The organism is Photobacterium minamisatsumaniensis (assembly GCF_050336695.1).
Taxonomy (GTDB): Bacteria; Pseudomonadota; Gammaproteobacteria; order Enterobacterales; family Vibrionaceae; genus Photobacterium; species Photobacterium minamisatsumaniensis.
Genome location: NZ_JAKJSI010000039.1, coordinates 1 through 21,208 on the forward strand (window position 1 = coordinate 1; position 21,208 = coordinate 21,208).

Genomic DNA, 21,208 nt, shown 5'->3' on the forward strand with positions numbered 1-21,208 from the left:
CTGCTCCATCCCGCGTCCGATTTATATCTCACCGTTTAAGTACGGTAACAACTATTGTTCTCACAGTCAGTGACTGAAAAAACCAATTTGGAGCGACACATCGGGTTCGAACCGATGACCTCAACCTTGGCAAGGTTGCGCTCTACCAACTGAGCTAGTGTCGCATTCTTGTATCTCAACAAGTAAATTGGTTGCGGGAGCTGGATTTGAACCAACGACCTTCGGGTTATGAGCCCGACGAGCTACCAAGCTGCTCCATCCCGCGTCCGATTTATTGAAAAGCAAAACAAATTAAGAATTGCCGTTCGAGGCTGCGCATTATACGAGGAAAATTGACGGATGCAATAGTTCTCAAAAAAAATATGTTCACTACGTCACAACCGCCTAATATTGCATCAAATATTGAAGATCTGCTCGCGATAAAAGCGCAATTCTTGAATCGAATCACGAATATCATCGAGCGCAAGATGGCTGCCTTTCTTATGAAGCCCATCAAGTACTTCTGGCTTCCAACGACGCGTCAACTCTTTGAGCGTACTTACATCCAAATAGCGGTAGTGAAAGTACTGCTCTAGTTCTGGCATGTGCTTATATAAGAAACGACGATCTTGTCCAATACTGTTCCCGCAGATTGGTGACGCCCCTTTCGGTACCCATTGTTCTAAAAATGTAATGGTCTGGCGTACAGCTTCCGCTTCAGTAACACGGGTTTGACGAACACGCTCCACTAATCCGCTATTTGTGTGGGTAGTCGTGCACCATTCATCCATTTTTTCCAGTTCAGATTCTGGTTGATGAATTGCTAACACTGGACCTTCAGCTAAAATATTAAGCTGTGCATCTGTAACAATTGTTGCTATTTCAATGATTTGATGTGTTTCAGGATCAAGCCCTGTCATTTCCAAATCAATCCAAATAAGATTCTGATCGCTGATCGTCATCGGATATTGCCTATTCTATGAGTAAACCATGTATGATAATACCAAACGCAGCGGTTGTCTGATTGCTTTACTTAAGCATATGCTTACTCCGCTAACGCTGGTATTTTACCGTAAGCCAACTAACTGAACGATATTCTTGTGGCAAAAAAGAAAAAGCTCACCCAAGGTCAGAGTCGTCGCGTACGCTCAAACCAAAATAAACGACTAAATCGCGAAAAAGCCGACGTCCAGTGGGATGAAGCGCTTCTTGAATCAGCCCGTGAGGGTCTGGTAATTACCCGTTTTGGTCAACATGCTGATGTCGAAGACCCTCAAACTGGGGTGATTCACCGCTGTAACCTACGCCGAAGCATCCAGAGCTTAGTCTCTGGTGATCGCGTGGTATGGCGTCCAGGTGTTGAGACATTACATGGAATTTCAGGTGTCGTTGAAGCCGTTCACGAACGTAAATCAGTACTGACTCGTCCTGATTACTATGATGGTGTCAAAGCTGTTGCTGCGAATGTTAACCGAATCATCATCGTTTCTGCGATTTTACCTGAGCTGTCACTCAATATAATCGATCGCTACTTGATTGCAGCCGAGACTGTCGGCATCGAACCTCTTATCGTATTGAATAAAGTTGATTTATTAGAGCCAGATGTTCGCAAACAAGTAGAAAAAACCCTTTCTCTTTACCAGAAAGTCGGCTACGAGCTACGCTATGTAAGCTCTGAAACCGGTGAAGGTATGGAAGAATTAAAAGATGACCTTAAAGACCGAGTAAATATCTTTGCGGGTCAATCTGGTGTGGGTAAATCGAGTATGATTAATACCCTTATGCCAGAGGTGGAAGCCGAAATCGGGGATGTTTCTGCAAACTCAGGCTTAGGGCAACACACCACGACTGCTGCCCGCCTTTACCATTTTGAACATGGTGGTGATCTCATTGATTCACCAGGAGTTCGTGAATTTGGTTTATGGCATCTAGAGCCAGAGCAGGTCACTAAGGCGTTTGTTGAATTCCGAGAATATTTAGGTGGCTGTAAGTTCCGTGACTGTAAGCACGGTAACGATCCGGGTTGTTTGATCCGTGAAGCTGTTGACGCTGGAAAAATCAGCCGTGAACGCTTTAAGAGCTACCATAAAATCATCGACAGCATGTCTGAGAATGTCGCTAACCGCCAATTCTCACGTAATAAGCCTGATTAATTCAGCGCCTCAACTCCCCGATTTATCGGGGGGTTGCCTTATCATAACCCGCAATAGCAGAGCCCTGACTTTCCTCACTAATTCAGGTATTATGCCTGATTCGAGTTGCTTAAATATCAAACTAAATACCGTATAAACGGCAATGTTTGTTGTTATCTAAACAGCGCGTGTTTAGTTTAATATTGAGCAACTAATTCATTGATCGACTAACAGTTTCTGGAAAAAGACACCGTGAACGATAATTTCAAAATTGGCTTGCAGTACTGCGCGCCTAAACAAACTCTGACCCAGCTAGCTGGGAAACTTGCCTCAATGAAAGCGGGCAAACTCACCACCGCTGTTATTCGCTGGTTCATCCGTCGCTATGGCATTGATATGTCACTAGCACATAACCCAGATCCTGCAGCTTATGCAACGTTCAATGACTTTTTTGTTCGCGAGCTCAAAGACGGTGCTCGCCCAATTAACAATGAAGCACATATTATCAGCCACCCTGCAGATGCTTGTGTGAGTCAACTTGGCCCAATCACTGATGGTCAGTTGATCCAAGCAAAAGGCCACACCTATGAAGCCGCTGAGCTATTAGGTGGTGACGCAGAGTTGGCAGCCGAGTTCCAAGACGGCCATTTTGCTACCCTGTACCTATCGCCAAAAGATTATCATCGTGTGCACATGCCATGCGATGGTACGCTACGTAAAATGATCTATGTGCCTGGCGAACTGTTCTCAGTTAACCCGCTAACCGCCCAAAATGTACCGAACTTATTTGCGCGCAATGAACGTGTCGTTTGCATCTTCGATACTGAATTCGGCCCCGTCGCACAAGTGCTGGTTGGTGCAACCATTGTAGGTAGTATTGAAACAGTATGGGCTGGCACAATCACACCACCGCGTAGCCCCCGCGTCCACAGTTGGGATTACCCAGCAGAAGGCGATCAAGCTATCACGCTGAAAAAGGGTGATGAAATGGGTCGCTTCAAATTAGGCTCTACTGTCATCAACTTATTCCCTAAAGACGCAATCCGTTTCGTAGAAGAAATGGAGCCGGGTAAAACGACATTGATGGGCTCTGCCTACGCCGAATTAACGGCTGTAGCACAGCCTGAAGCGTAATGAGTTAACACTTTTTAACAAAAGGGGTGCATAGCACCCCTTTTTTTATGCAAAAAATTGACCATATCGAGGAATTTTTACACACCCCAATAGTATGCTGTTTTACAGTCAATTACCCAAGCAAACCAACATACTATGAAAAAAATACATCTATCTCAGCTAATTAAGCTGTTGATTGCCTTCGGGATCCCGCTTGGGATACTGATGCTGCCAATCGACCTCATTCCTATTGATAACCTAACCCTAATCCAACACCGCCTCTTGGCTATTTTCGCCCTCGCAGCACTACTCTGGGTGCTAGAACCCGTACCCGTATTTGCAACCTCGATCCTGATTATTACCTCACAACTGATTATGATCTCCGACAGCGGTCTGCATACCTTTCGGACACCGCCTGCCGGTCATGAGATGGGAGAAATGCTCAAATACACAGATATCCTCGGCTCCTTTTCATCGCCAATCATCATCCTGTTCATGGGGGGGTTTGCCCTCGCGATTGCCGCCTCCAAGTATGAGCTGGACAACAACTTGGCACGTGTACTGCTCAAACCGTTTGGCACCCAGCCGAAATTTATTATGCTCGGCCTGATGCTGATCACCGCCGTGTTTTCGATGTTCATGTCCAACACCGCCACCACCGTGATGATGCTGGCCCTGCTGGCGCCGATTGTTGCTTCGGTACCCAAAGGCGACATTGGCATCAAGGCATTGGTGCTATGTATCCCTATTGCCGCCAATACGGGGGGAATTGCCACCCCAATAGGCACGCCTCCCAACGCCATCGCGTTGCAATACCTGACTGGTGACAATGCTATCAGCTTCCTTGGCTGGATGATGATAGGTCTACCCTTTGTGATCTTCCAACTCGCTTTTGCGTGGTGGTTGCTGCAAAAAATGTTCCCATCAACCCAAACCCATATGCACCTGAAACTTGAAGGGCAATTCCAAAAGAGTTGGAAGGCTATTGTCGTCTATGTCACCTTCACCCTGACTATCTTGATGTGGATGACCAGCTCGCTCCATGGAATGAATGTCTATGTGGTGTCCATTATTCCGCTGGCCGTCTTCACCCTGACAGGCATCATGGGTAAAGAAGAAATCAAGCTGATTAACTGGGAGGTGTTGTGGCTGGTCGCCGGTGGTATAGCCATTGGACTGGCTCTTGATAAAACAGGGCTTGCCGCCGCGCTCGCGCACGCGATTGATTATGACGCCTTATCGCCCGTCGCTGTTGTGCTGACCCTGTCTATCATCTGTTGGCTAATGGCAAACTTCATGTCCAATACGGCCACCGCCAACCTATTGATACCTATCGCAGCAGCGGTAGCGGCCTCCATGGAAAGTTTAGTCTCGATGGGAGGGCTGCAAGGTGTACTCGTGGTCGTCGCTTTCTCGGCTTCTCTTGGTATGATTTTGCCCGTATCGACCCCGCCAAACTCTTTAGCCTACTCCACCGGACTAATTGAAAGTAAAGACATGGCAAAAACAGGACTTATTTTAGGCTTAGTCGGCCTTGCCGTCGTGTACACAGCAATGCTGATACTAACCTAGCGTTACCCTAACAATGCAATCTAGAAGGCTGCCTAAGCAGCCTTCATCACTTTTTAATCATTGCTATTTCCTGAGAGCATAATTTTGTTATCCACTTCACGGAAATATTCACTAAATACCCCGATTATTACTCACTTTTTTCTTTCTTTTTCCAGCAACACTCATAAAAACATAATAGCCGCAGGCATAACCAACTCACGATACCAACATATTGGTAGCCCAGAGAGATACTATGAAACTCACGATCAAACTAAAAATACAGATCGCCATCGCAGTGATCATTGCTTCCGTTAGTGCCGTTCAAGCATGGATATCGGTCACCCAATTAACCCAGGAAACAACAGCTTCCGTCAGCAATCAAATGCGGGATAACAGCCATGCAACCAGTCGCTATATTGCCGATTGGTTAGCCACTCGCAGTGAAATGATGCTGGCCAATGAACCGTTGATTGCAACACAAGACAATATCGACCGTGAGCTCTTGCTCACCAAACGCGCAGGGAACTTCTTATCGGTATATGCAGGCTTTTCAGATGGCTCGATAGCGTATGGTGATAAAACCGAAGACTGGCCCGCTGGTTATGACCCACGAACTCGCCCTTGGTACCAAGAGGCCACCAACCAAAGCCGCCTGATCATTACTGAACCTTATCAAGATTTTGATGGCAGCATGGTTGTCAGTATCGCAAAGGCATTTCAGGGGCAGCATCGTGGCGTGCTGGCAGCCGACTTAACCATCACGGATATCATTGATCAGGTTCTAAACCTCAAACTTGAACACGATGGCTTTGCCTTTCTCGTCGATGGCAACAACAACATCGTTGCCTATCGCGATGAATCACTCAGTCAGCAACCTCTCACCCAACTCGATCGCGAGCTGACACCCACGTTTATGAAGCAGCTTGAATCCGAACAAACCATGCAGACGATTCAGCTTGAAAGTAAAAACCGTGACATGCTGATCTTCGCGGTGCCTATCTCAGGGACAGATTGGACGCTCGCCGTGATGGAAGATAAAGCACAGGCCTTTGCTTCAATTGGCGAGCAAATAACGTTTATCGCCATCACATCTATTGTGCTGTATTTGATTATTTCGGTGATCGCGACACTGATCATCAACAGCTTACTGCGGCCTTTGGTAAAATTAAGCCAGTCGGTTGAGCAATTAGCACAAGGCAGCGGTGATCTAACTCAACGTATCGAAATAGAGCGAATGGACGAAATTGGTGAACTCGCCGATAACATGAACCGCTTTCTTGGCCAGTTACAAACCATGATAAAAGGTATCGTCGCACAATCTCATACATTGGGGGAACGTGCCGCTTTATCTGCCAAGCAAACAGAGGTTGCCTCACAAAAAGTGGCTGAACAACAAAACGACGTTAACCAGATTGCGACGGCAATCCACGAGATGTCAGCCACATCAGGAGAAGTCGCTAACCATGCAGAGATGACCGCATCGGCAGCTCAAGCATCGACCTCTGCATGTGAAAAGGGCCAAAGTGTTATTGGTCAAAATCGCGATGCGATCACCTCATTAGCAAGCCAAGTGCAAGATGCCGCCAATGTGATCCACGAGCTGGAAAGCAACGCGCAAAATATCAACCAAATTCTATCAACCATTCAGGGGATCGCGGAGCAGACAAACCTACTTGCCCTCAATGCAGCCATTGAAGCGGCTCGAGCTGGCGAGCAAGGCCGCGGCTTTGCCGTGGTTGCTGATGAAGTACGCGTGCTAAGCCAACGCACACACGATTCAACAGAAGAAATCCGTAGCATGATTGAAACGCTACAGAAAAATACTCACCAAGCAGTCGACAGCATGCAAACGAGTACCGAATTGGCCAGTCAAAGTGTTGGCTTTGCCGAAGGTGCCAGTGAAAGCCTAAATCAAATCACCTTAGCCATTACCGAAATTTCTGAAATGGCGACCCACATCGCCAGCGCCGCAGAAGAGCAGCGTGCCGTCAGTGAAGACATCAGCCGTAATACCCAAGCAATAAAAGATGTCTCGGATCACTTGGCGATACAAACCGGAGATCTGAGCCACAGTGCCCATGACATGCAAAGCTCGGCAGAAAAAATGCGCAGTGATGTTTCCCGTTTCAATGTCTAACGATTAGTCCTATCTCGTATCAAGCAGCCGTATCTGCGGCTGCTCTCCTTCCCTTGCTCTCAGCTACTGGTGGTCAGCTAGACAAGCCACTGATTATACCTCCCTCGCAAAACACAGTTCACGACCTACAGTATATTGCGTCATTAGTTGCTATCTAGGGAAAAAAGGCTAATCGCCAACAACTAACCGTGCTCTCACTTCCAATCTAGACATACACTGAAAAGACGCTTTCGTTCGCACTTTAAGCCATAGAACAATTAAGAGTATTGAAGCGAAGAAAAGATCAACAACGACAACAATGAGGTGATCCCATGAAGAAACGAACTGTTCAAACTTTAGTGCTGGCGATGTCGACCTGCTGGGCCGTCGTCAGCCACGCTACAGAATGGAGCTATACCGGAGAACGCGGTGCCGAGCACTGGGGAGACACGTTTGCAACCTGTGGCGAAGGCGTGAATCAAACACCTATTGATGTCAACAAGGCCATCAAGGCTGAGCTGGTGCCATTACACATTGACTATCAGGGGAGCGTTAAAGAAATCATCAATAATGGCCACACTATTCAGGCCAATATCACAGGCGAAAATACATTAACCGTCGATAACGAAGAATTTGCTCTTAAGCAATTCCACTTTCATACCCCATCCGAAAACTACATTAACGGTAAGCAGTACCCGCTTGAAGCCCATTTCGTTCACGCCAACCAACAAGGCCAGCTTGCGGTTATCGCTGTGATGTTTAACACCGGCCCTCGTGCCAATGACCAACTAAACATGCTGCTAGAAGCCATTCCTAAAAAAGACACTGCCACCCAGTTAACCAGTACGTTCAACCCAGCCGAGCTCTTACCCCGAGATCGAGAGTATTACCGCTTCAACGGCTCGTTAACCACCCCGCCATGCAGTGAAGGTGTACGCTGGTTCATGATGAAAGATCATCAATCAGGATCTGAAAAACAGGTAGGCTCACTTCACGGTGTAATGGGTGACAATGCTAGACCGCTCCAGCCATTGAATGCGCGGGTTATTCTTGAATAGCTGAGCTCCCCAATTACAATTGATAACTATTTGCATTTAGTGTTGGTATTGGCTATGATTTAGCCCGATTTGATAAGACGCCTTGAAATCCTAGCTTGCCGTTTATCAGATAAAACATGGAAACCGAAATACTCGCTGTTCCCCCAGCAAATTGGCCATGGCCCAACATTTTTGGGTTATCTGTTCGATGAACAGCGCGGCAAATTGCCGCGCTGTTCATTGGGCACAACGTCAACCCGATCTTTATTACGCAATTTCGATCGGAAAAGCCGTCACCTGATCAATGTGATCCAATTGCTGCGCCAGCATGATCAACCGATCAATCCCCAGAGCAACCCCTGCACAATCAGGAAAGCCCGCTTTTAACGCATCAACCAAGTGCATGTCTATCGGTTGTGGAGCTAAGCCCATGCTTTTCCGTTTACTATTATCTTCTTCAAAACGCGTTAATTGCTCATCGCCATCAGACAGTTCATGAAAGCCATTCGCCAACTCAATGCCTTTGAAATACACCTCAAAACGCTCTGCTACTCGGTTATCTGTCGGGTTAATTTGTGCTAATGCTGCTTGTGAGGCCGGAAAATCATACACAAATACTGGTACCTGCTGACCAATCTTACCTTCTACCCCTACACTGAATAAGAGTTGCAACAAGGTATCGCGATCGTCTTCTGGCTCAGCGATATCAGATAAGCCAAGCGTTGCCGCCGCAACTTTCAACTCTGCCATTGAGCCCTCTAAAGGACAAACCCCCAAGACATTGATAAATGCTTGCTGATAAGTCAGCCGCTCAGCCTGACCACACTGTAATACCAACTGGAGTAGTTCATCCATTTCATCCATCAAAGCATGATGATCAAACCCAGGCCGATACCATTCCAACATGGTAAATTCCGGGTTATGAAAACGACCTGATTCTTCATTACGGAAAGATTTGCAGATCTGATAAATGGCTCCACTACCCGCAGCAAGCAGGCGCTTCATATGGAACTCTGGACTCGTCATTAAATACAGTCGTTGGCCATTGGCAAATCCAGGCCCAACAAACTCAGTTTGAAAAGTATGCAAGTGAATATCAGTGACCGTGGCTTGGCTCATGGCTGGAGTCTCTACTTCCATGACTTCACGCTGAGAAAAAAAGTCACGGATCATTGCGAGGGTTGCCGCTCGCTGTTTCAATTGCAAAATGCTTGCCGTCGGCTGCCAATGCATAGTCATCGCTGGAATTCACCTTCATTGAGATACGATATAGGCCGTGATTTTAGCAAAAGTCACGCATGCTCACAGTCATACCGATAAAATTCTTTGGCTGCCCATGATATGACAACTTATGAAAAATAATGATCAACCCATCGCTAAAGCTAACGCATCTCAAACACGATAAAAAAACAGAAAATTAACAAGAAACCCACAAGATAGGCATTGAAGCAACAACAACAAGAAACCAGTAGCACAATACCATTTGGTTCTTTTTTTATATTAATGACTTACCACCAACCCCCGAAACACACTGTTAATGAGCCAGAAACAATTCATACATTTCATTTCGGTTAATTAACAAGCACAAAACATTACAAATTGTGATAATTGTCACAATTTTTGTAATCACCTTATACTTTTGGGCTATTTCATTAAAAAAGCTGCGTCTAAATCAAATTTTCTATCGTTATTGTTTCATAGAATGGGGGCAGGATTTCAAGGATTAGTACGCTCAGGCGTACTTTTTTAATTTTATCGTCTTACCTTCGGAGGATAACTGTGAAGACTATAACCACAGATATCGCTGTAATCGGCGCAGGTGGTGCAGGCCTACGTGCTGCTATCGCTGCTACAGAAGCAAACCCAGACTTAGAAATTGCACTTATTTCTAAAGTTTACCCAATGCGCTCTCATACCGTAGCTGCAGAGGGTGGCTCCGCTGCCGTCATCAAGGATGAGGATAGCTTAGACAACCACTTCAACGACACCGTTGGTGGTGGCGACTGGCTATGTGAACAGGACGTTGTTGAATATTTTGTAGAGAATGCGACTCGCGAAATGACCCAGCTAGAACAATGGGGTTGTCCGTGGAGCCGTAAAGACAATGGTGATGTTAACGTTCGTCGCTTCGGCGGTATGAAAGTTGAGCGTACATGGTTCGCGGCCGACAAAACTGGCTTCCACATGCTACACACACTGTTCCAAACATCTATTAAATACACACAAATCAATCGCTTCGATGAATACTTCGTTGTTGATTTACTTGTAGAGGACGGTGAAGTTCAAGGTCTTGTGGCTATCCACATGTCTGAAGGCGAACTGATCTGTATTAAAGCTAAATCTGTTGTGCTAGCAACAGGTGGTGCAGGCCGCGTGTACAACTGTAACACTAACGGCGGCATTGTTACCGGTGACGGCATGGCGATGGCCTTCCGCCACGGTGTTCCTCTACGTGACATGGAATTTGTTCAGTACCACCCAACCGGCCTACCAGGCACCGGTATCCTGATGACCGAAGGTTGTCGTGGTGAAGGTGGTATCATGCTGAACAAAAACGGTTACCGCTACCTACAAGATTATGGCATGGGCCCTGAGACTCCAATCGGCCAGCCAAAGAACAAATACATGGAACTGGGTCCTCGTGACAAGGTTTCTCAAGCATTCTGGCATGAACAGCAAAAAGGTAACACTATCCAACACCCACTGGGTGATGTTGTACACCTTGATCTTCGCCACCTAGGTAAAGAATACCTACACGAGCGCTTACCGTTCATCTGTGAGCTTGCAAAAGCCTACGTGAATGTTGATCCAGCAGAAGAGCCAGTGCCAATTCGCCCAACGGTACACTACACCATGGGTGGTATCGAAACTGACAAGCACAACGAAACACGCATCAAAGGCCTATACGCTGTTGGTGAATGTTCGTCTGTTGGTCTGCACGGTGCAAACCGTCTGGGTTCTAACTCACTGGCTGAGCTAGTGGTATTTGGTCGTCTTGCGGGTGAAGGTGCGGCAAAACGCGCTGAGGAATTCAAAGGCTGGAACGAAGAATCTATCACCCAACAGATTCAAGCAGTTCAAGGCCGCATTGATACGCTAATGACGCAAGAAGGCGATGAAAATTGGTCTGACATCCGTACTGAGATGGGTCACAGCATGGAAGCCGGTTGTGGTATCTACCGCCAAGAAGATCTAATGCAAGCGACTGTCGACAAGCTAGCAGAGCTTCGTGCGCGTTACAAAAACATTAGCATTAAAGACAAAGGCAAAGTATTCAACACCGATTTGCTATACGCAATCGAAGTTGGTTACGGCCTAGAAGTTGCTGAAGCGATGGCTCACTCAGCGATTCAACGTAAAGAATCTCGTGGTGCACACCAGCGTCTAGACGACGGTTGTACAGAACGTGATGACGTGAATTACCTGAAGCACACCCTTGCTTTCTTCAACGGTGATGATGCACCTCGCATTGAATACAGCGATGTAACTATCACTAAATCTCAGCCTAAAGCACGTCTATACGGTGCAGCGGCAGAAGAAGCAGCAGCGAAAGAAGCCGCTGAAGCAGCAGCGAAAAAAGAGGAGCAGGCATAATGTCAGGCAACCGCATCCAAAAAGTTGAAATTCTGCGTTATGACCCAGCAAAAGACGCAGAACCGTACTTCGAACTATTCGAAGTGCCGTTTAACGAAACTATGTCAGTTCTTGATGCGCTAGGTTACATCAAAGATAACCTAGACAAAGATCTGGCTTACCGTTGGTCTTGCCGTATGGCGATCTGTGGTTCTTGCGGCATGATGGTCAACAAGGTGCCAAAACTGGCCTGTAAGACTTTCCTACGTGATTACCCGAATGGCCTGAAGATCGAAGCACTGGCTAACTTTGCTATCGAGAAAGACCTTATTGTTGATATGACGCCGTTCATCGAGCGTCTAGAGGCAATTAAGCCTTACATCATCGGTAACGATCGTAAGCCAGAAGATGGTCCAAACAACCAAACACCTGAGCAAATGGCGAAATACAAGCAGTTTTCTAGCTGTATTAACTGTGGTCTATGCTACTCAGCTTGTCCTCAGTTTGGCCTGAACCCTGAGTTCATCGGTCCTGCTGCTCTAACTCTTGCACACCGCTACAACCTAGACAGCCGTGATAACGGTGCTGATGAGCGTATGAAGCTTATCAATGGTGAAAATGGTGCGTGGGGCTGTACATTTGTGGGTTACTGTTCTGAAGTTTGTCCGAAGAGCGTTGATCCAGCAGCAGCGGTTAACCAAGGTAAAGTGGAATCTTCGAAAGATTTCGTTATTGCCATGATCAAACCTCAGGAGGCATAAGGATGAGCAATCGTAAACCTTACGTTCGCGAAATGAAGCGCACATGGTGGAAGGATCATCCTTTCTACCGCTTCTACATGGTTCGTGAAGCAACAATTTTACCACTGATCTTTTTCACTATCTGTCTGACTTTCGGTCTAGGTAGCCTAGTGAAAGGCCCAGAAGCTTGGGCTGGTTGGTTAGAATTTATGTCTAACCCAATCGTTGTGGTACTGAACATTCTGGCTCTAGCAGGCAGCTTGTTCCACGCGCAAACTTTCTTCAGCATGATGCCTCAAGTTATGCCTATCCAGATCAAAGGTAAGAAACTGGATAAGAAAGTTGTTGTTCTGGCTCAGTGGGCTGCAGTTGCTGCAATTTCACTGTTCGTTCTAGTACTTGTTTAAGGAGAACCACGTGGTTAATCTAAATCCTAAACGTTCTGACGAGCCAGTATGGTGGGGTCTGTTTGGTGCTGGCGGTACTTGGTTTGCAATGCTAACACCAGTGACTGTACTTGTACTGGGTATCATGGTTCCACTGGGTATGCTTGATGCGGAAGCAATGAGCTACGAGCGTGTAACAGGTTTCGTGACTAGCATCATCGGTGCACTATTCACTATCGCAACGCTTGCGCTACCAATGTGGCATGCAATGCACCGTTTACACCACGGCATGCATGACCTTAAGTTCCACACTGGCGTAGTTGGTAAAATCGCGTGTTACGCGGCTGCCTTCTTAGTATCTGCGCTAGCTGTGATTTTCGTATTCATGATCTAATCTTGATGCGAAAATAAAAAGCACCGCAATGCGGTGCTTTTTTTATGCCTGTTAGTTCCGCAACCGAGTTATATGCTCAGTTTTACGTGGGTCACAGACAACAAAAAAGGCCGCTAAGCGACCTTTTTTATCAACGTAAGGACAGTGAAATTATTTCACACGGCCTACGTACTCTCCAGAGCGAGTGTCAACCTTGACCACTTCACCAATTTGGATGAACAGTGGAACACGTACAACTGCACCCGTTACCAGTGTTGCAGGCTTACCGCCCGTACCCTGTGTATCGCCTTTTAGGCCAGGATCGGTTTCAGTCACTTCTAACTCTACAAAGTTTGGTGGGGTAACAACAATAGGGTTACCGTTCCAAAGTGTTAGCGTACAAGTGTTGTTCTCTACCAACCATTTAGCATTATCACTAACCGCTTTTACATCGGCAGCAATCTGCTCAAATGAAACGTTGTCCATGAAGTGGTAGAATTCGCCGTCGTTGTACAGGTAATCAAGCTCAACGTCGACGACGTCTGCAGCTTCAACCGACTCACCAGATTTGAAAGTCTTCTCAAGAACCTTGCCAGAAAGTAGCTTGCGGATCTTAACGCGGTTGAATGCTTGACCTTTACCAGGTTTAACAAATTCGTTTTCGATAATGACACATGGTTCATTATCTAGCATAATTTTCATTCCGCCGCGGAATTCATTGGTGCTGAAAGACGCCATTTCTATCCTCTTAACATCTTCGAGTTGTATTTAATGCCGCATATAATAACCCGAAACGCATCATCTGTTGAGCAAAACTGGCTTAATGATCTTGCTAATGCGATTTCTGATCCCTTTCTGCTATTAAAAGCGCTAAAAATCGATCCCACACCGTGGGAACAAGGCTTATCGGCTCGGGCGCTATTTGCGCTACGTGTTCCTAAGAGCTTCGTCGAAAGAATGGAAATTGGCAACCCACATGACCCTTTATTGCGCCAAGTAATGCCTTTAGCTGAAGAGTTTGACGTGCATGATGGCTACTCTCAAGATCCGTTAGATGAGCAAGATAACGCCATTCCTGGGCTTTTACATAAGTATAAAAGCCGCGTCTTGATGATTGTGAAGGGTGGATGCGCCGTCAATTGTCGGTATTGTTTCCGTCGCCATTTCCCCTACCAAGAGAATCAAGGCGGAAAGCGTAATTGGCAGATCGCTCTTGATTATATCGCGACTCAACCGCAGGTTAACGAGGTCATTTTATCAGGTGGTGATCCATTGATGGCGAAAGACAGCGAACTGGAGTGGCTCATTACGGCCATAGCGGCGATCCCTCACGTAAAACGTTTACGAATTCACTCTCGATTACCCGTAGTACTGCCAGCTCGAATTACGAGTGCATTGTGCGAAGTATTGGCTCAGAGCCGTTTACAAACAGTGCTCGTCACCCATATTAACCATGCCAATGAGATTAACGCAGAGCTCACTGAAGCAATGAGCAAGCTGAAGCAGGCTGATGTCACTCTGCTCAACCAAGGGGTGCTTTTAAAGGGCGTCAATGACTCAGTAGAGGCACTTGTTGATTTGAGTGAGGCGCTGTTTACAGCCAGTATTTTGCCTTATTACCTACACGTATTGGATAAAGTACAAGGCGCAGCCCACTTCATGGTCGATGATATGCAAGCTCGCCAACTAATGGCTGGATTAATGCAGAATGTATCGGGCTACCTAGTGCCTAAATTGACCCGTGAAATCGGTGGTCGTCACAGCAAAACCCCACTCGACCTTCACCTCGAATAGCACCTCAGTCATGCTGGTGAGCAATGCCCCTCACCAGCGTACAGCTAACAAAAAAACAACAACTAAAAGCTGCACAAAATAAACCCGCTTTAAGTAACGTCAAAAATACCACCTAACCACATGTTTTATATATAATTATATATCGTACAGCCTTTCAAGTTTTTTACTTAAACACCTATCACACACATAAAGCTTCAACTCAAAACAAACCCACTCAGCAATTAAGTCGCAAAACAGCTAAAAGCTGCACATCAATCCCACCTTTAAAGCCAGCAGGAAACCCATCGGTAACATGATGATTTTAAACAATATAATTAGCGTACAGCTTTTTGAGTTTTTTATCGAATAGACTGCCAGAGGAAATAATCTGCTAACCATGACTTACCGTACAACTTTTAATCACTTAAGCAGCAAAAACAAGATCAAAACCACACGCAATCACATTACCAATCAAAATGAACATAAGTGACTAATTATAAAGCAAAAAATAACGTACAGCTTTCAGAGCTTTTTCCGCATATAGCTTATTGCAGGTAAAACACTTACTTCATTATCGGTATTTAACGATAAATAAAAAAATCACTCGCCACGATAAAAAAAGATCATCGCCAATATGCTCGCTTTTTAGCCCGATGAAGCGCATAGTCGCGCTCCAAACTGCTGGCGAAGAAGGCAGCCAATCTTCTCTCTAAAGCAGCCTTAACCACTATTAACGAGAACGAGTATCGCAATGAAAATTGGCATTCTCTCCCAGAACGAAACCCTATATTCCACTCGCCGCCTACGTGAAGCCATAGAACAACGTGGCCATGAAGCAGTGATCATTAATGCACTACGCTGTTATATGAATATCAACTCGGTAAAGCCATCTATTCACTTTGAAGGCAGTGATCTTACCGGATTTGATGCCATTATCCCGCGTATTGGAGCTGATATAACATTTTATGGCTGCTCGGTATTACGCCAATTCGAAATGATGGATGTATTTTCGGTCAATCAATCAATTGCGATCTCCCGCTCAAGAGACAAACTACGCTCGTTGCAGCTATTAAGCCGCAAAGGGGTCGGTATGCCGATCACTGGCTTTGCCAGTAAACCTGATGATGTGCCCGATCTAATAAAAATGGTCGGCGGTGCACCTCTGGTGATCAAGCTCTTAGAAGGAACCCAAGGCATTGGGGTTGTATTGGCAGAAACCCAAAAAGCCGCCGAAAGTGTCATTGAAGCGTTTATGGGTCTGAAAGCCAACATAATGGTGCAGGAATATATCGAAGAAGCCGGGGGGGCTGATATTCGCTGTTTCGTTATCGGTGACAAAGTAATTGCAGCGATGAAGCGCCAAGCGGCAGAAGGTGAGTTTCGCTCAAACTTACATCGTGGCGGTAGTGCGTCACTGATCAAGATCACACCAGAAGAACGTAAAACAGCCGTAGCGGCAGCAAAAGCGATGGGGTTGAGTGTCGCTGGAGTCGATTTATTACGCTCTAAGCGTGGCCCACTGGTAATGGAAGTTAACTCCTCTCCTGGTCTTGAAGGCATTGAAACTGCAACCGGAAAAGATATAGCAGGCATGATTGTGGAATATATTGAAAAGCACGCCGAAAAAAAAAGCCGACGTCATTTATCACACCAATAAATTACAGCCGATACAAGGCTAAATCAAATCGCTAAAAAGCAGCCCTTGGCTGCTTTTTTTAATCAAAGAGGAAACGTCACATTATGTGGCCAGATATAACGCCATTTACATGGCCGGCGTTGCTGCAATGCACGATCTGCGGAGCCATTATTGGCGTAGAGCGCCAGATCAGAGGCAAGCCGGTAGGCATTCGAACGTCTAGCTTAATCATTATCGGCACCTATTGTTTTATTACTCTAGGACAAACCGTATCTAACGATAACACTGATATTTCTCGTGTCATGTCGCAAATCATTACTGGGATAGGTTTTTTAGGTGCAGGCGTTATGATGAACCGTGATGGACAAATCCATGGTGTCACCTCAGCAGCAGTAATATGGATGCTTGCCGCCCTTGGAATCACCATTGGTTTTGATTATGGCAATACTGCTGTTGTTATGACAGGCGTCATTATCAGTATCTTATTGGATGTCGATAAACTGGAAAACAGCCTCCGGTTTCTCCGCAAAGGTGTTCACGCCCATTTAAGCGATCGCCGTCAACGTAAAAAAGGTAAACAATCACGAGCGATAAAACTTGATGACTAACTAGACACAAAAAACCACATAAGGCAGCGAAAAGCTGTGCGAATTATCAAGTCTGGTAGAGAACAACAATCAAACGCGTAAGTCATTGTTTTATTTGAATATATATCCGTACAGCTTTTCTGCCTTTTTCCCACAAAAGCTTATAGGTAACTTTTTACTATATAGCCTATCAAGCTGTACAGCCTACTTATGTAAATACTGCTTTTTTCTGATCATGCCACAACAAAAAACAAACCATAAGAAACTAACATGTAAGCTACTGATTATATTTAATTTTATTGGTGTACAGCTTTTAAGGTTATTTATTGCGATAGCATTAGGCTTGCCATACTCATATTAGTTAATTATCTTATGTCATAATGTTCAGCTTTTATTAAAAAAAGCAGCTAAAAGAAGAACAAAAGTAACACCACGATAAACCCCTTGCGAGCTTCGTATAACTTATTGATTTTAAATAAGTAAAATCCCGTACAGCTTTTCGAGTGATTTCTCACGTAAACCACATTGTCTTCACGATACTTATTGGGTCTTGATTGGCCCTATTTTCAGACAAAAAAAAGCCGACAGCATTAACTGTCGGCCTTTTTAAAACTGCTTAGCTGGTAAGCCGGATGATTACATCATGCCGCCCATACCACCCATACCGCCCATGCCGCCCATATCAGGCATTGCTGGTGCATCTTTCTGCGGTTGGTCTGTAATCATTGCTTCTGTTGTGATCATTAGACCTGCTACAGAGGCTGCGAACTGAAGTGCTGAACGCGTTACTTTCGTTGGGTCAAGAATACCCATTTCGATCATATCGCCGTATTCACCTGTTGCTGCGTTGTAGCCGTAGTTGCCTTCGCCAGCGCGTACGTTGTTAGCAACCACTGATTCTTCATCACCTGCGTTCTTAGTGATTTGGCGAATTGGTGCTTCCATTGCACGAAGTGCTACACGGATACCTACGTTCTGCTCTTCGTTGTCGCCTTCAAGGCCAGCAACTTTTGACGCTGCACGGATTAGTGCAACACCACCACCCGCAACCACACCTTCTTCTACCGCTGCACGTGTTGCGTGTAGGGCATCTTCAACGCGGTCTTTTTTCTCTTTCATTTCAACTTCAGTCGCTGCGCCAACTTTGATCACTGCAACACCGCCTGCTAATTTAGCAACACGCTCTTGAAGTTTTTCTTTGTCGTAGTCTGATGTTGCATCTTCGATTTGCTGACGAATTTGAGCAACACGGCCAGAAATCATCGTTTCTTCACCAGAACCATCGATGATAGTTGTGTTTTCTTTGGTGATAGAAATACGCTTCGCTTGACCAAGATCTTCTAGCTGAACTTTTTCTAGCTCTAGGCCGATTTCTTCAGAGATAACCGTACCAGCAGTTAGCACAGCGATATCTTGTAGCATTGCTTTACGACGGTCACCGAAACCAGGCGCTTTAACAGCAGCGACTTTCACGATACCACGCATGTTGTTCACAACTAGCGTTGCCAGTGCTTCACCTTCTACGTCTTCTGCAATGATAAGCAGTGGACGAGATGCTTTCGCTACACCTTCTAGAGCAGGAAGTAGTTCACGGATGTTCGATACTTTCTTGTCTACAAGCAGAATGAATGGGCTTTCTAGATCAACAGAACCGGCTTCTTGGTTGTTGATGAAGTAAGGAGATAGGTAACCACGGTCGAACTGCATACCTTCAACAACGTCTAATTCGTCTTGAAGTGCCTGACCTTCTTCAACCGTAATAACACCATCACGGCCTACTTTTTCCATCGCTTCTGCGATTAGGTTACCTACTGTTGCATCAGCATTTGCAGAAATAGTACCTACTTGAGCAATTGCTTTGGTGTCTTCACATGGAACAGACAGTTCTTTCAACGCTTCAACAGCAGCAACAACTGCTTTGTCGATACCACGCTTAAGATCCATCGGGTTCATGCCAGCAGCAACGGCTTTTAGGCCTTCTGCAATAATAGACTGCGCAAGTACTGTTGCTGTTGTTGTACCGTCACCCGCCGCATCGTTGGCTTGTGATGCAACTTCTTTAACCATTTGTGCGCCCATGTTCTGGAATTTGTCTTCCAGTTCAATTTCACGCGCAACAGATACACCATCTTTCGTGATAGTTGGAGCACCAAATGATTTGTCTAGTACCACGTTACGACCCTTAGGACCCAACGTTACTTTTACAGCGTCAGCTAGAACGTTAACACCTTCTAGCATTTTAATTCGAGCATCGTTACCAAACTTAACGTCTTTAGCAGCCATGTCTTTCTTCCTTTCTTAATTATTAATTTAAAGTGAACGGATTATTCAACGATTGCCATGATGTCATTTTCAGACATGATCAGGACTTCTTTACCGTCAATCTTTTCAGTTTTTGTGCCGTAGCCTTCTGCAAAGATCACAGTATCACCAACTTTAACGTCCAACGGTTGAACCGTGCCGTTTTCTAGAATGCGGCCGTTACCTACTGCCAGTATTTTACCGCGAGTAGATTTTTCAGCTGCAGAACCAGTTAGAACAATGCCACCAGCAGATTTAGATTCAACTTCTTGGCGTTCAACGATAACTCGGTCATGTAAAGGACGAATGTTCATCGGTCGTCTCTCCTGATTTTGGTAATATCCATAGGATTAATAAAGTAAGAGAGGATGAGTCCCTTACTTTTTCTGATACATAAACATGTTGGGTCTTTTTTTGAGAACCCAAGCCCTAAGCGATGTTTTTTTCCAAATTATCTGAGAGATTTTTTGCCCGATCACATTCTTTGCATTAGGGTAGGCAGGCATTTCTTTCCCGAGAACACTATGGCAACCAATAAAGCGCCAGATAAACATGGGTTGTTATCTGACCCAATCCCAGATGTACTCAGACGTCTAACCGTACCTATGGTGTTCGGGATGGTGGCGATCTTGATGTTTAATCTGGTTGATACCTTCTTTATCTCTTTACTCGGTACCGATGCATTAGCAGCCGTGAGCTTTACCTTTCCCATTACGTTTGCCATCAATTGCATCACCATGGGGATCAGTGTTGGTATCTCAACCAGTATTGGTCGCCAACTAGGCAAAGGAACACCGCACCTCGCCGCTCGCTTAGCCACTCATGGCTTACTATTAGCGGTGATAATGATGCTGTTGGCTTCTACCCTCGGCCTTGCTACGATCAATCCGCTTTTCTCATTAATCGGTGCTCCGCCCGAATTACTGCCAATCATTCATGACTACATGGCAATTTGGTACCTCGCCATTCCACTATTGGTTATCCCTATGGCGGGAAACAGTGCAATTCGTGCGACGGGTGATACCAAAACACCCGCCAAGATCATGATGCTGGCAGGGGCGATCAATGGGGTACTTGATCCTTTACTGATCTTTGGCATCGGGCCCTTCCCTGAACTAGGTGTAAAAGGGGCTGCAATTGCGAGTGGGATCAGCTGGGCGTTTGCACTGATTTATTCACTGTATGTTTTGATCCATCGAGAAAAAATGGTCGCCAAACCACAGTGGTCAGCCATTTTCAAAGACTGGGGACAAATATTACAAATTGGTACCCCCGCAGGCCTTTCTAATGCCCTAACCCCGCTATCTGGGGCTGTACTCATGACATTATTAGCAGCGCAAGGCACCGCTTCGGTTGCGGCCTATGGCGCAGCCATGCGCATTGAATCCATTTTAATCATCGTGATGATGGCGCTAGGTTCGGCCTTAATGCCCTTTATGGCACAAAATTTAGGCGCCAATAAACCCCTGCGTGCTTTTTCAGCTCTGTTTACTGCCATGCGGTTTGCAATCGTCTTTCAGCTTTTGATCTTTATTATGATGGTGCCATTAAGCTGGCCACTGTCATCGTTATTTAGCCAAGACCAAGCCGTACAGGCGCAGCTGTGGCACTATTTAATAGTTGTACCGATTAGTTACGGGCTACAAGCTGTATGTATGCTTTTGATCAGCGCACTTAACGCCATGCACCGTTCGCTACAAGCTCTGTTCTGGAATTTATTCCGACTATTTGGCTTACTGCTGCCAGCTGCATGGCTGGGCCGTGAACTATACGGTACAGAAGGACTATTTATCGGCATTGCCATTGCTAACATTATCAGTGGCTTCGGTGCTTATCTTTATGCACTAAAACTTCGTCGTCGCATGCAACTTGAAGCCGAGACCTCATCCTAGAGCCTAATTTCAAGGTTCA

General features: G+C 45.7%; 18 protein-coding genes and 2 tRNA genes. 13 read left to right on the forward strand and 7 right to left on the reverse strand.

Features of this window, described 5'->3' with window-relative positions; all coding sequences use genetic code 11:
• Window positions 1–88 precede the first annotated feature (88 nt).
• The 3 genes from L4D78_RS20135 to orn form a co-directional block, all read right to left on the reverse strand.
• Window positions 89–164: transfer RNA gene (locus L4D78_RS20135), tRNA-Gly, on the reverse strand.
• Between the two features lie 24 nt (window positions 165–188).
• Window positions 189–265, reverse strand: a tRNA-Met gene (locus tag L4D78_RS20140).
• A gap of 130 nt (window positions 266–395) precedes the next feature.
• Window positions 396–941: an oligoribonuclease gene (orn, locus tag L4D78_RS20145; protein WP_428468595.1), complete on the reverse strand. Its 546-nt coding sequence runs from the start codon at window positions 939–941 to the stop codon at window positions 396–398.
• Between the two features lie 138 nt (window positions 942–1,079).
• Between orn and rsgA the strand changes: the two genes are divergently transcribed.
• The 5 genes from rsgA to L4D78_RS20170 all read left to right on the forward strand — a co-directional run bounded on the left by rsgA (window position 1,080) and on the right by L4D78_RS20170 (window position 7,949).
• Complete coding sequence (rsgA, locus tag L4D78_RS20150; RefSeq protein WP_428458480.1) at window positions 1,080–2,132, forward strand: small ribosomal subunit biogenesis GTPase RsgA; 1,053 nt, start codon at window positions 1,080–1,082, stop codon at window positions 2,130–2,132.
• Between the two features lie 231 nt (window positions 2,133–2,363).
• Window positions 2,364–3,245, forward strand: coding sequence for an archaetidylserine decarboxylase (asd, locus tag L4D78_RS20155; RefSeq protein ID WP_428468596.1), 882 nt, complete (start codon window positions 2,364–2,366; stop codon window positions 3,243–3,245).
• Window positions 3,246–3,380: 135 nt separating this feature from the next.
• Entirely contained in the window at window positions 3,381–4,796 is a 1,416-nt protein-coding gene (locus L4D78_RS20160) for an SLC13 family permease (RefSeq protein ID WP_428468597.1), read from the forward strand.
• Window positions 4,797–5,028: 232 nt separating this feature from the next.
• Entirely contained in the window at window positions 5,029–6,912 is a 1,884-nt protein-coding gene (locus L4D78_RS20165; protein WP_428468598.1) for a methyl-accepting chemotaxis protein, read from the forward strand.
• A 311-nt stretch (window positions 6,913–7,223) separates the two neighbouring features.
• On the forward strand, window positions 7,224–7,949 hold the full coding sequence (locus tag L4D78_RS20170; protein WP_428468599.1) for a carbonic anhydrase: 726 nt from the start codon (window positions 7,224–7,226) through the stop codon (window positions 7,947–7,949).
• Window positions 7,950–8,195: 246 nt separating this feature from the next.
• Here L4D78_RS20170 and epmA read toward each other — a convergent pair whose 3' ends face one another.
• Entirely contained in the window at window positions 8,196–9,167 is a 972-nt protein-coding gene (epmA, locus tag L4D78_RS20175) for an elongation factor P--(R)-beta-lysine ligase (protein ID WP_428468600.1), read from the reverse strand.
• A 540-nt stretch (window positions 9,168–9,707) separates the two neighbouring features.
• Here epmA and frdA point away from each other — a divergent pair.
• The 4 genes from frdA to frdD are packed head-to-tail and all read left to right on the forward strand — an operon-like array spanning window position 9,708 to window position 13,021.
• The gene (gene frdA, locus L4D78_RS20180; RefSeq protein ID WP_428468601.1) at window positions 9,708–11,522 is read left to right on the forward strand and encodes a fumarate reductase (quinol) flavoprotein subunit; all 1,815 of its coding nucleotides are present in this window, start codon (window positions 9,708–9,710) and stop codon (window positions 11,520–11,522) included.
• A complete protein-coding gene (locus tag L4D78_RS20185) occupies window positions 11,522–12,262 on the forward strand; it encodes a succinate dehydrogenase/fumarate reductase iron-sulfur subunit (RefSeq protein WP_428458473.1) in 741 nt (246 codons plus the stop codon). The genes frdA and L4D78_RS20185 overlap by 1 nt, the downstream gene beginning before the upstream one ends.
• Before the next feature lie 2 nt (window positions 12,263–12,264).
• Window positions 12,265–12,648: a fumarate reductase subunit FrdC gene (gene frdC, locus L4D78_RS20190; protein ID WP_428468602.1), complete on the forward strand. Its 384-nt coding sequence runs from the start codon at window positions 12,265–12,267 to the stop codon at window positions 12,646–12,648.
• 10 nt (window positions 12,649–12,658) lie between these two features.
• Window positions 12,659–13,021, forward strand: coding sequence for a fumarate reductase subunit FrdD (gene frdD / locus L4D78_RS20195; RefSeq protein WP_428468603.1), 363 nt, complete (start codon window positions 12,659–12,661; stop codon window positions 13,019–13,021).
• Window positions 13,022–13,171: 150 nt separating this feature from the next.
• Here the strand turns inward: frdD and efp are convergent, their stop codons facing one another.
• Window positions 13,172–13,738 carry an elongation factor P gene (efp, locus tag L4D78_RS20200; protein WP_428468604.1) on the reverse strand — a complete coding sequence of 189 codons (567 nt, stop codon included), beginning with the start codon at window positions 13,736–13,738 and terminating at the stop codon, window positions 13,172–13,174.
• A 33-nt stretch (window positions 13,739–13,771) separates the two neighbouring features.
• Here efp and epmB point away from each other — a divergent pair, with 33 nt between their 5' ends.
• The 3 genes from epmB (at window position 13,772) to L4D78_RS20215 (ending at window position 17,017) form a co-directional block, all read left to right on the forward strand.
• Window positions 13,772–14,794, forward strand: a complete 1,023-nt coding sequence (gene epmB / locus L4D78_RS20205) for an EF-P beta-lysylation protein EpmB (protein WP_428468605.1) — start codon at window positions 13,772–13,774, stop codon at window positions 14,792–14,794.
• A 730-nt stretch (window positions 14,795–15,524) separates the two neighbouring features.
• Window positions 15,525–16,430, forward strand: coding sequence for a 30S ribosomal protein S6--L-glutamate ligase (rimK, locus tag L4D78_RS20210; RefSeq protein ID WP_428468606.1), 906 nt, complete (start codon window positions 15,525–15,527; stop codon window positions 16,428–16,430).
• 83 nt (window positions 16,431–16,513) lie between these two features.
• Window positions 16,514–17,017 (forward strand): MgtC/SapB family protein, encoded by a 504-nt coding sequence (locus tag L4D78_RS20215; protein WP_428468607.1) that lies wholly within the window; start codon window positions 16,514–16,516, stop codon window positions 17,015–17,017.
• A gap of 615 nt (window positions 17,018–17,632) precedes the next feature.
• Here L4D78_RS20215 and groL read toward each other — a convergent pair.
• Together groL and L4D78_RS20225 are read right to left on the reverse strand one after the other, a co-directional pair.
• Window positions 17,633–19,279 (reverse strand): chaperonin GroEL, encoded by a 1,647-nt coding sequence (gene groL / locus L4D78_RS20220; RefSeq protein ID WP_428468608.1) that lies wholly within the window; start codon window positions 19,277–19,279, stop codon window positions 17,633–17,635.
• Window positions 19,280–19,320: 41 nt separating this feature from the next.
• Entirely contained in the window at window positions 19,321–19,611 is a 291-nt protein-coding gene (locus L4D78_RS20225) for a co-chaperone GroES (protein WP_428468609.1), read from the reverse strand.
• A gap of 210 nt (window positions 19,612–19,821) precedes the next feature.
• Here L4D78_RS20225 and L4D78_RS20230 point away from each other — a divergent pair, with 210 nt between their 5' ends.
• Window positions 19,822–21,189 carry an MATE family efflux transporter gene (locus L4D78_RS20230; protein ID WP_428468610.1) on the forward strand — a complete coding sequence of 456 codons (1,368 nt, stop codon included), beginning with the start codon at window positions 19,822–19,824 and terminating at the stop codon, window positions 21,187–21,189.
• The last annotated feature ends 19 nt before the right edge of the window (window positions 21,190–21,208 follow it).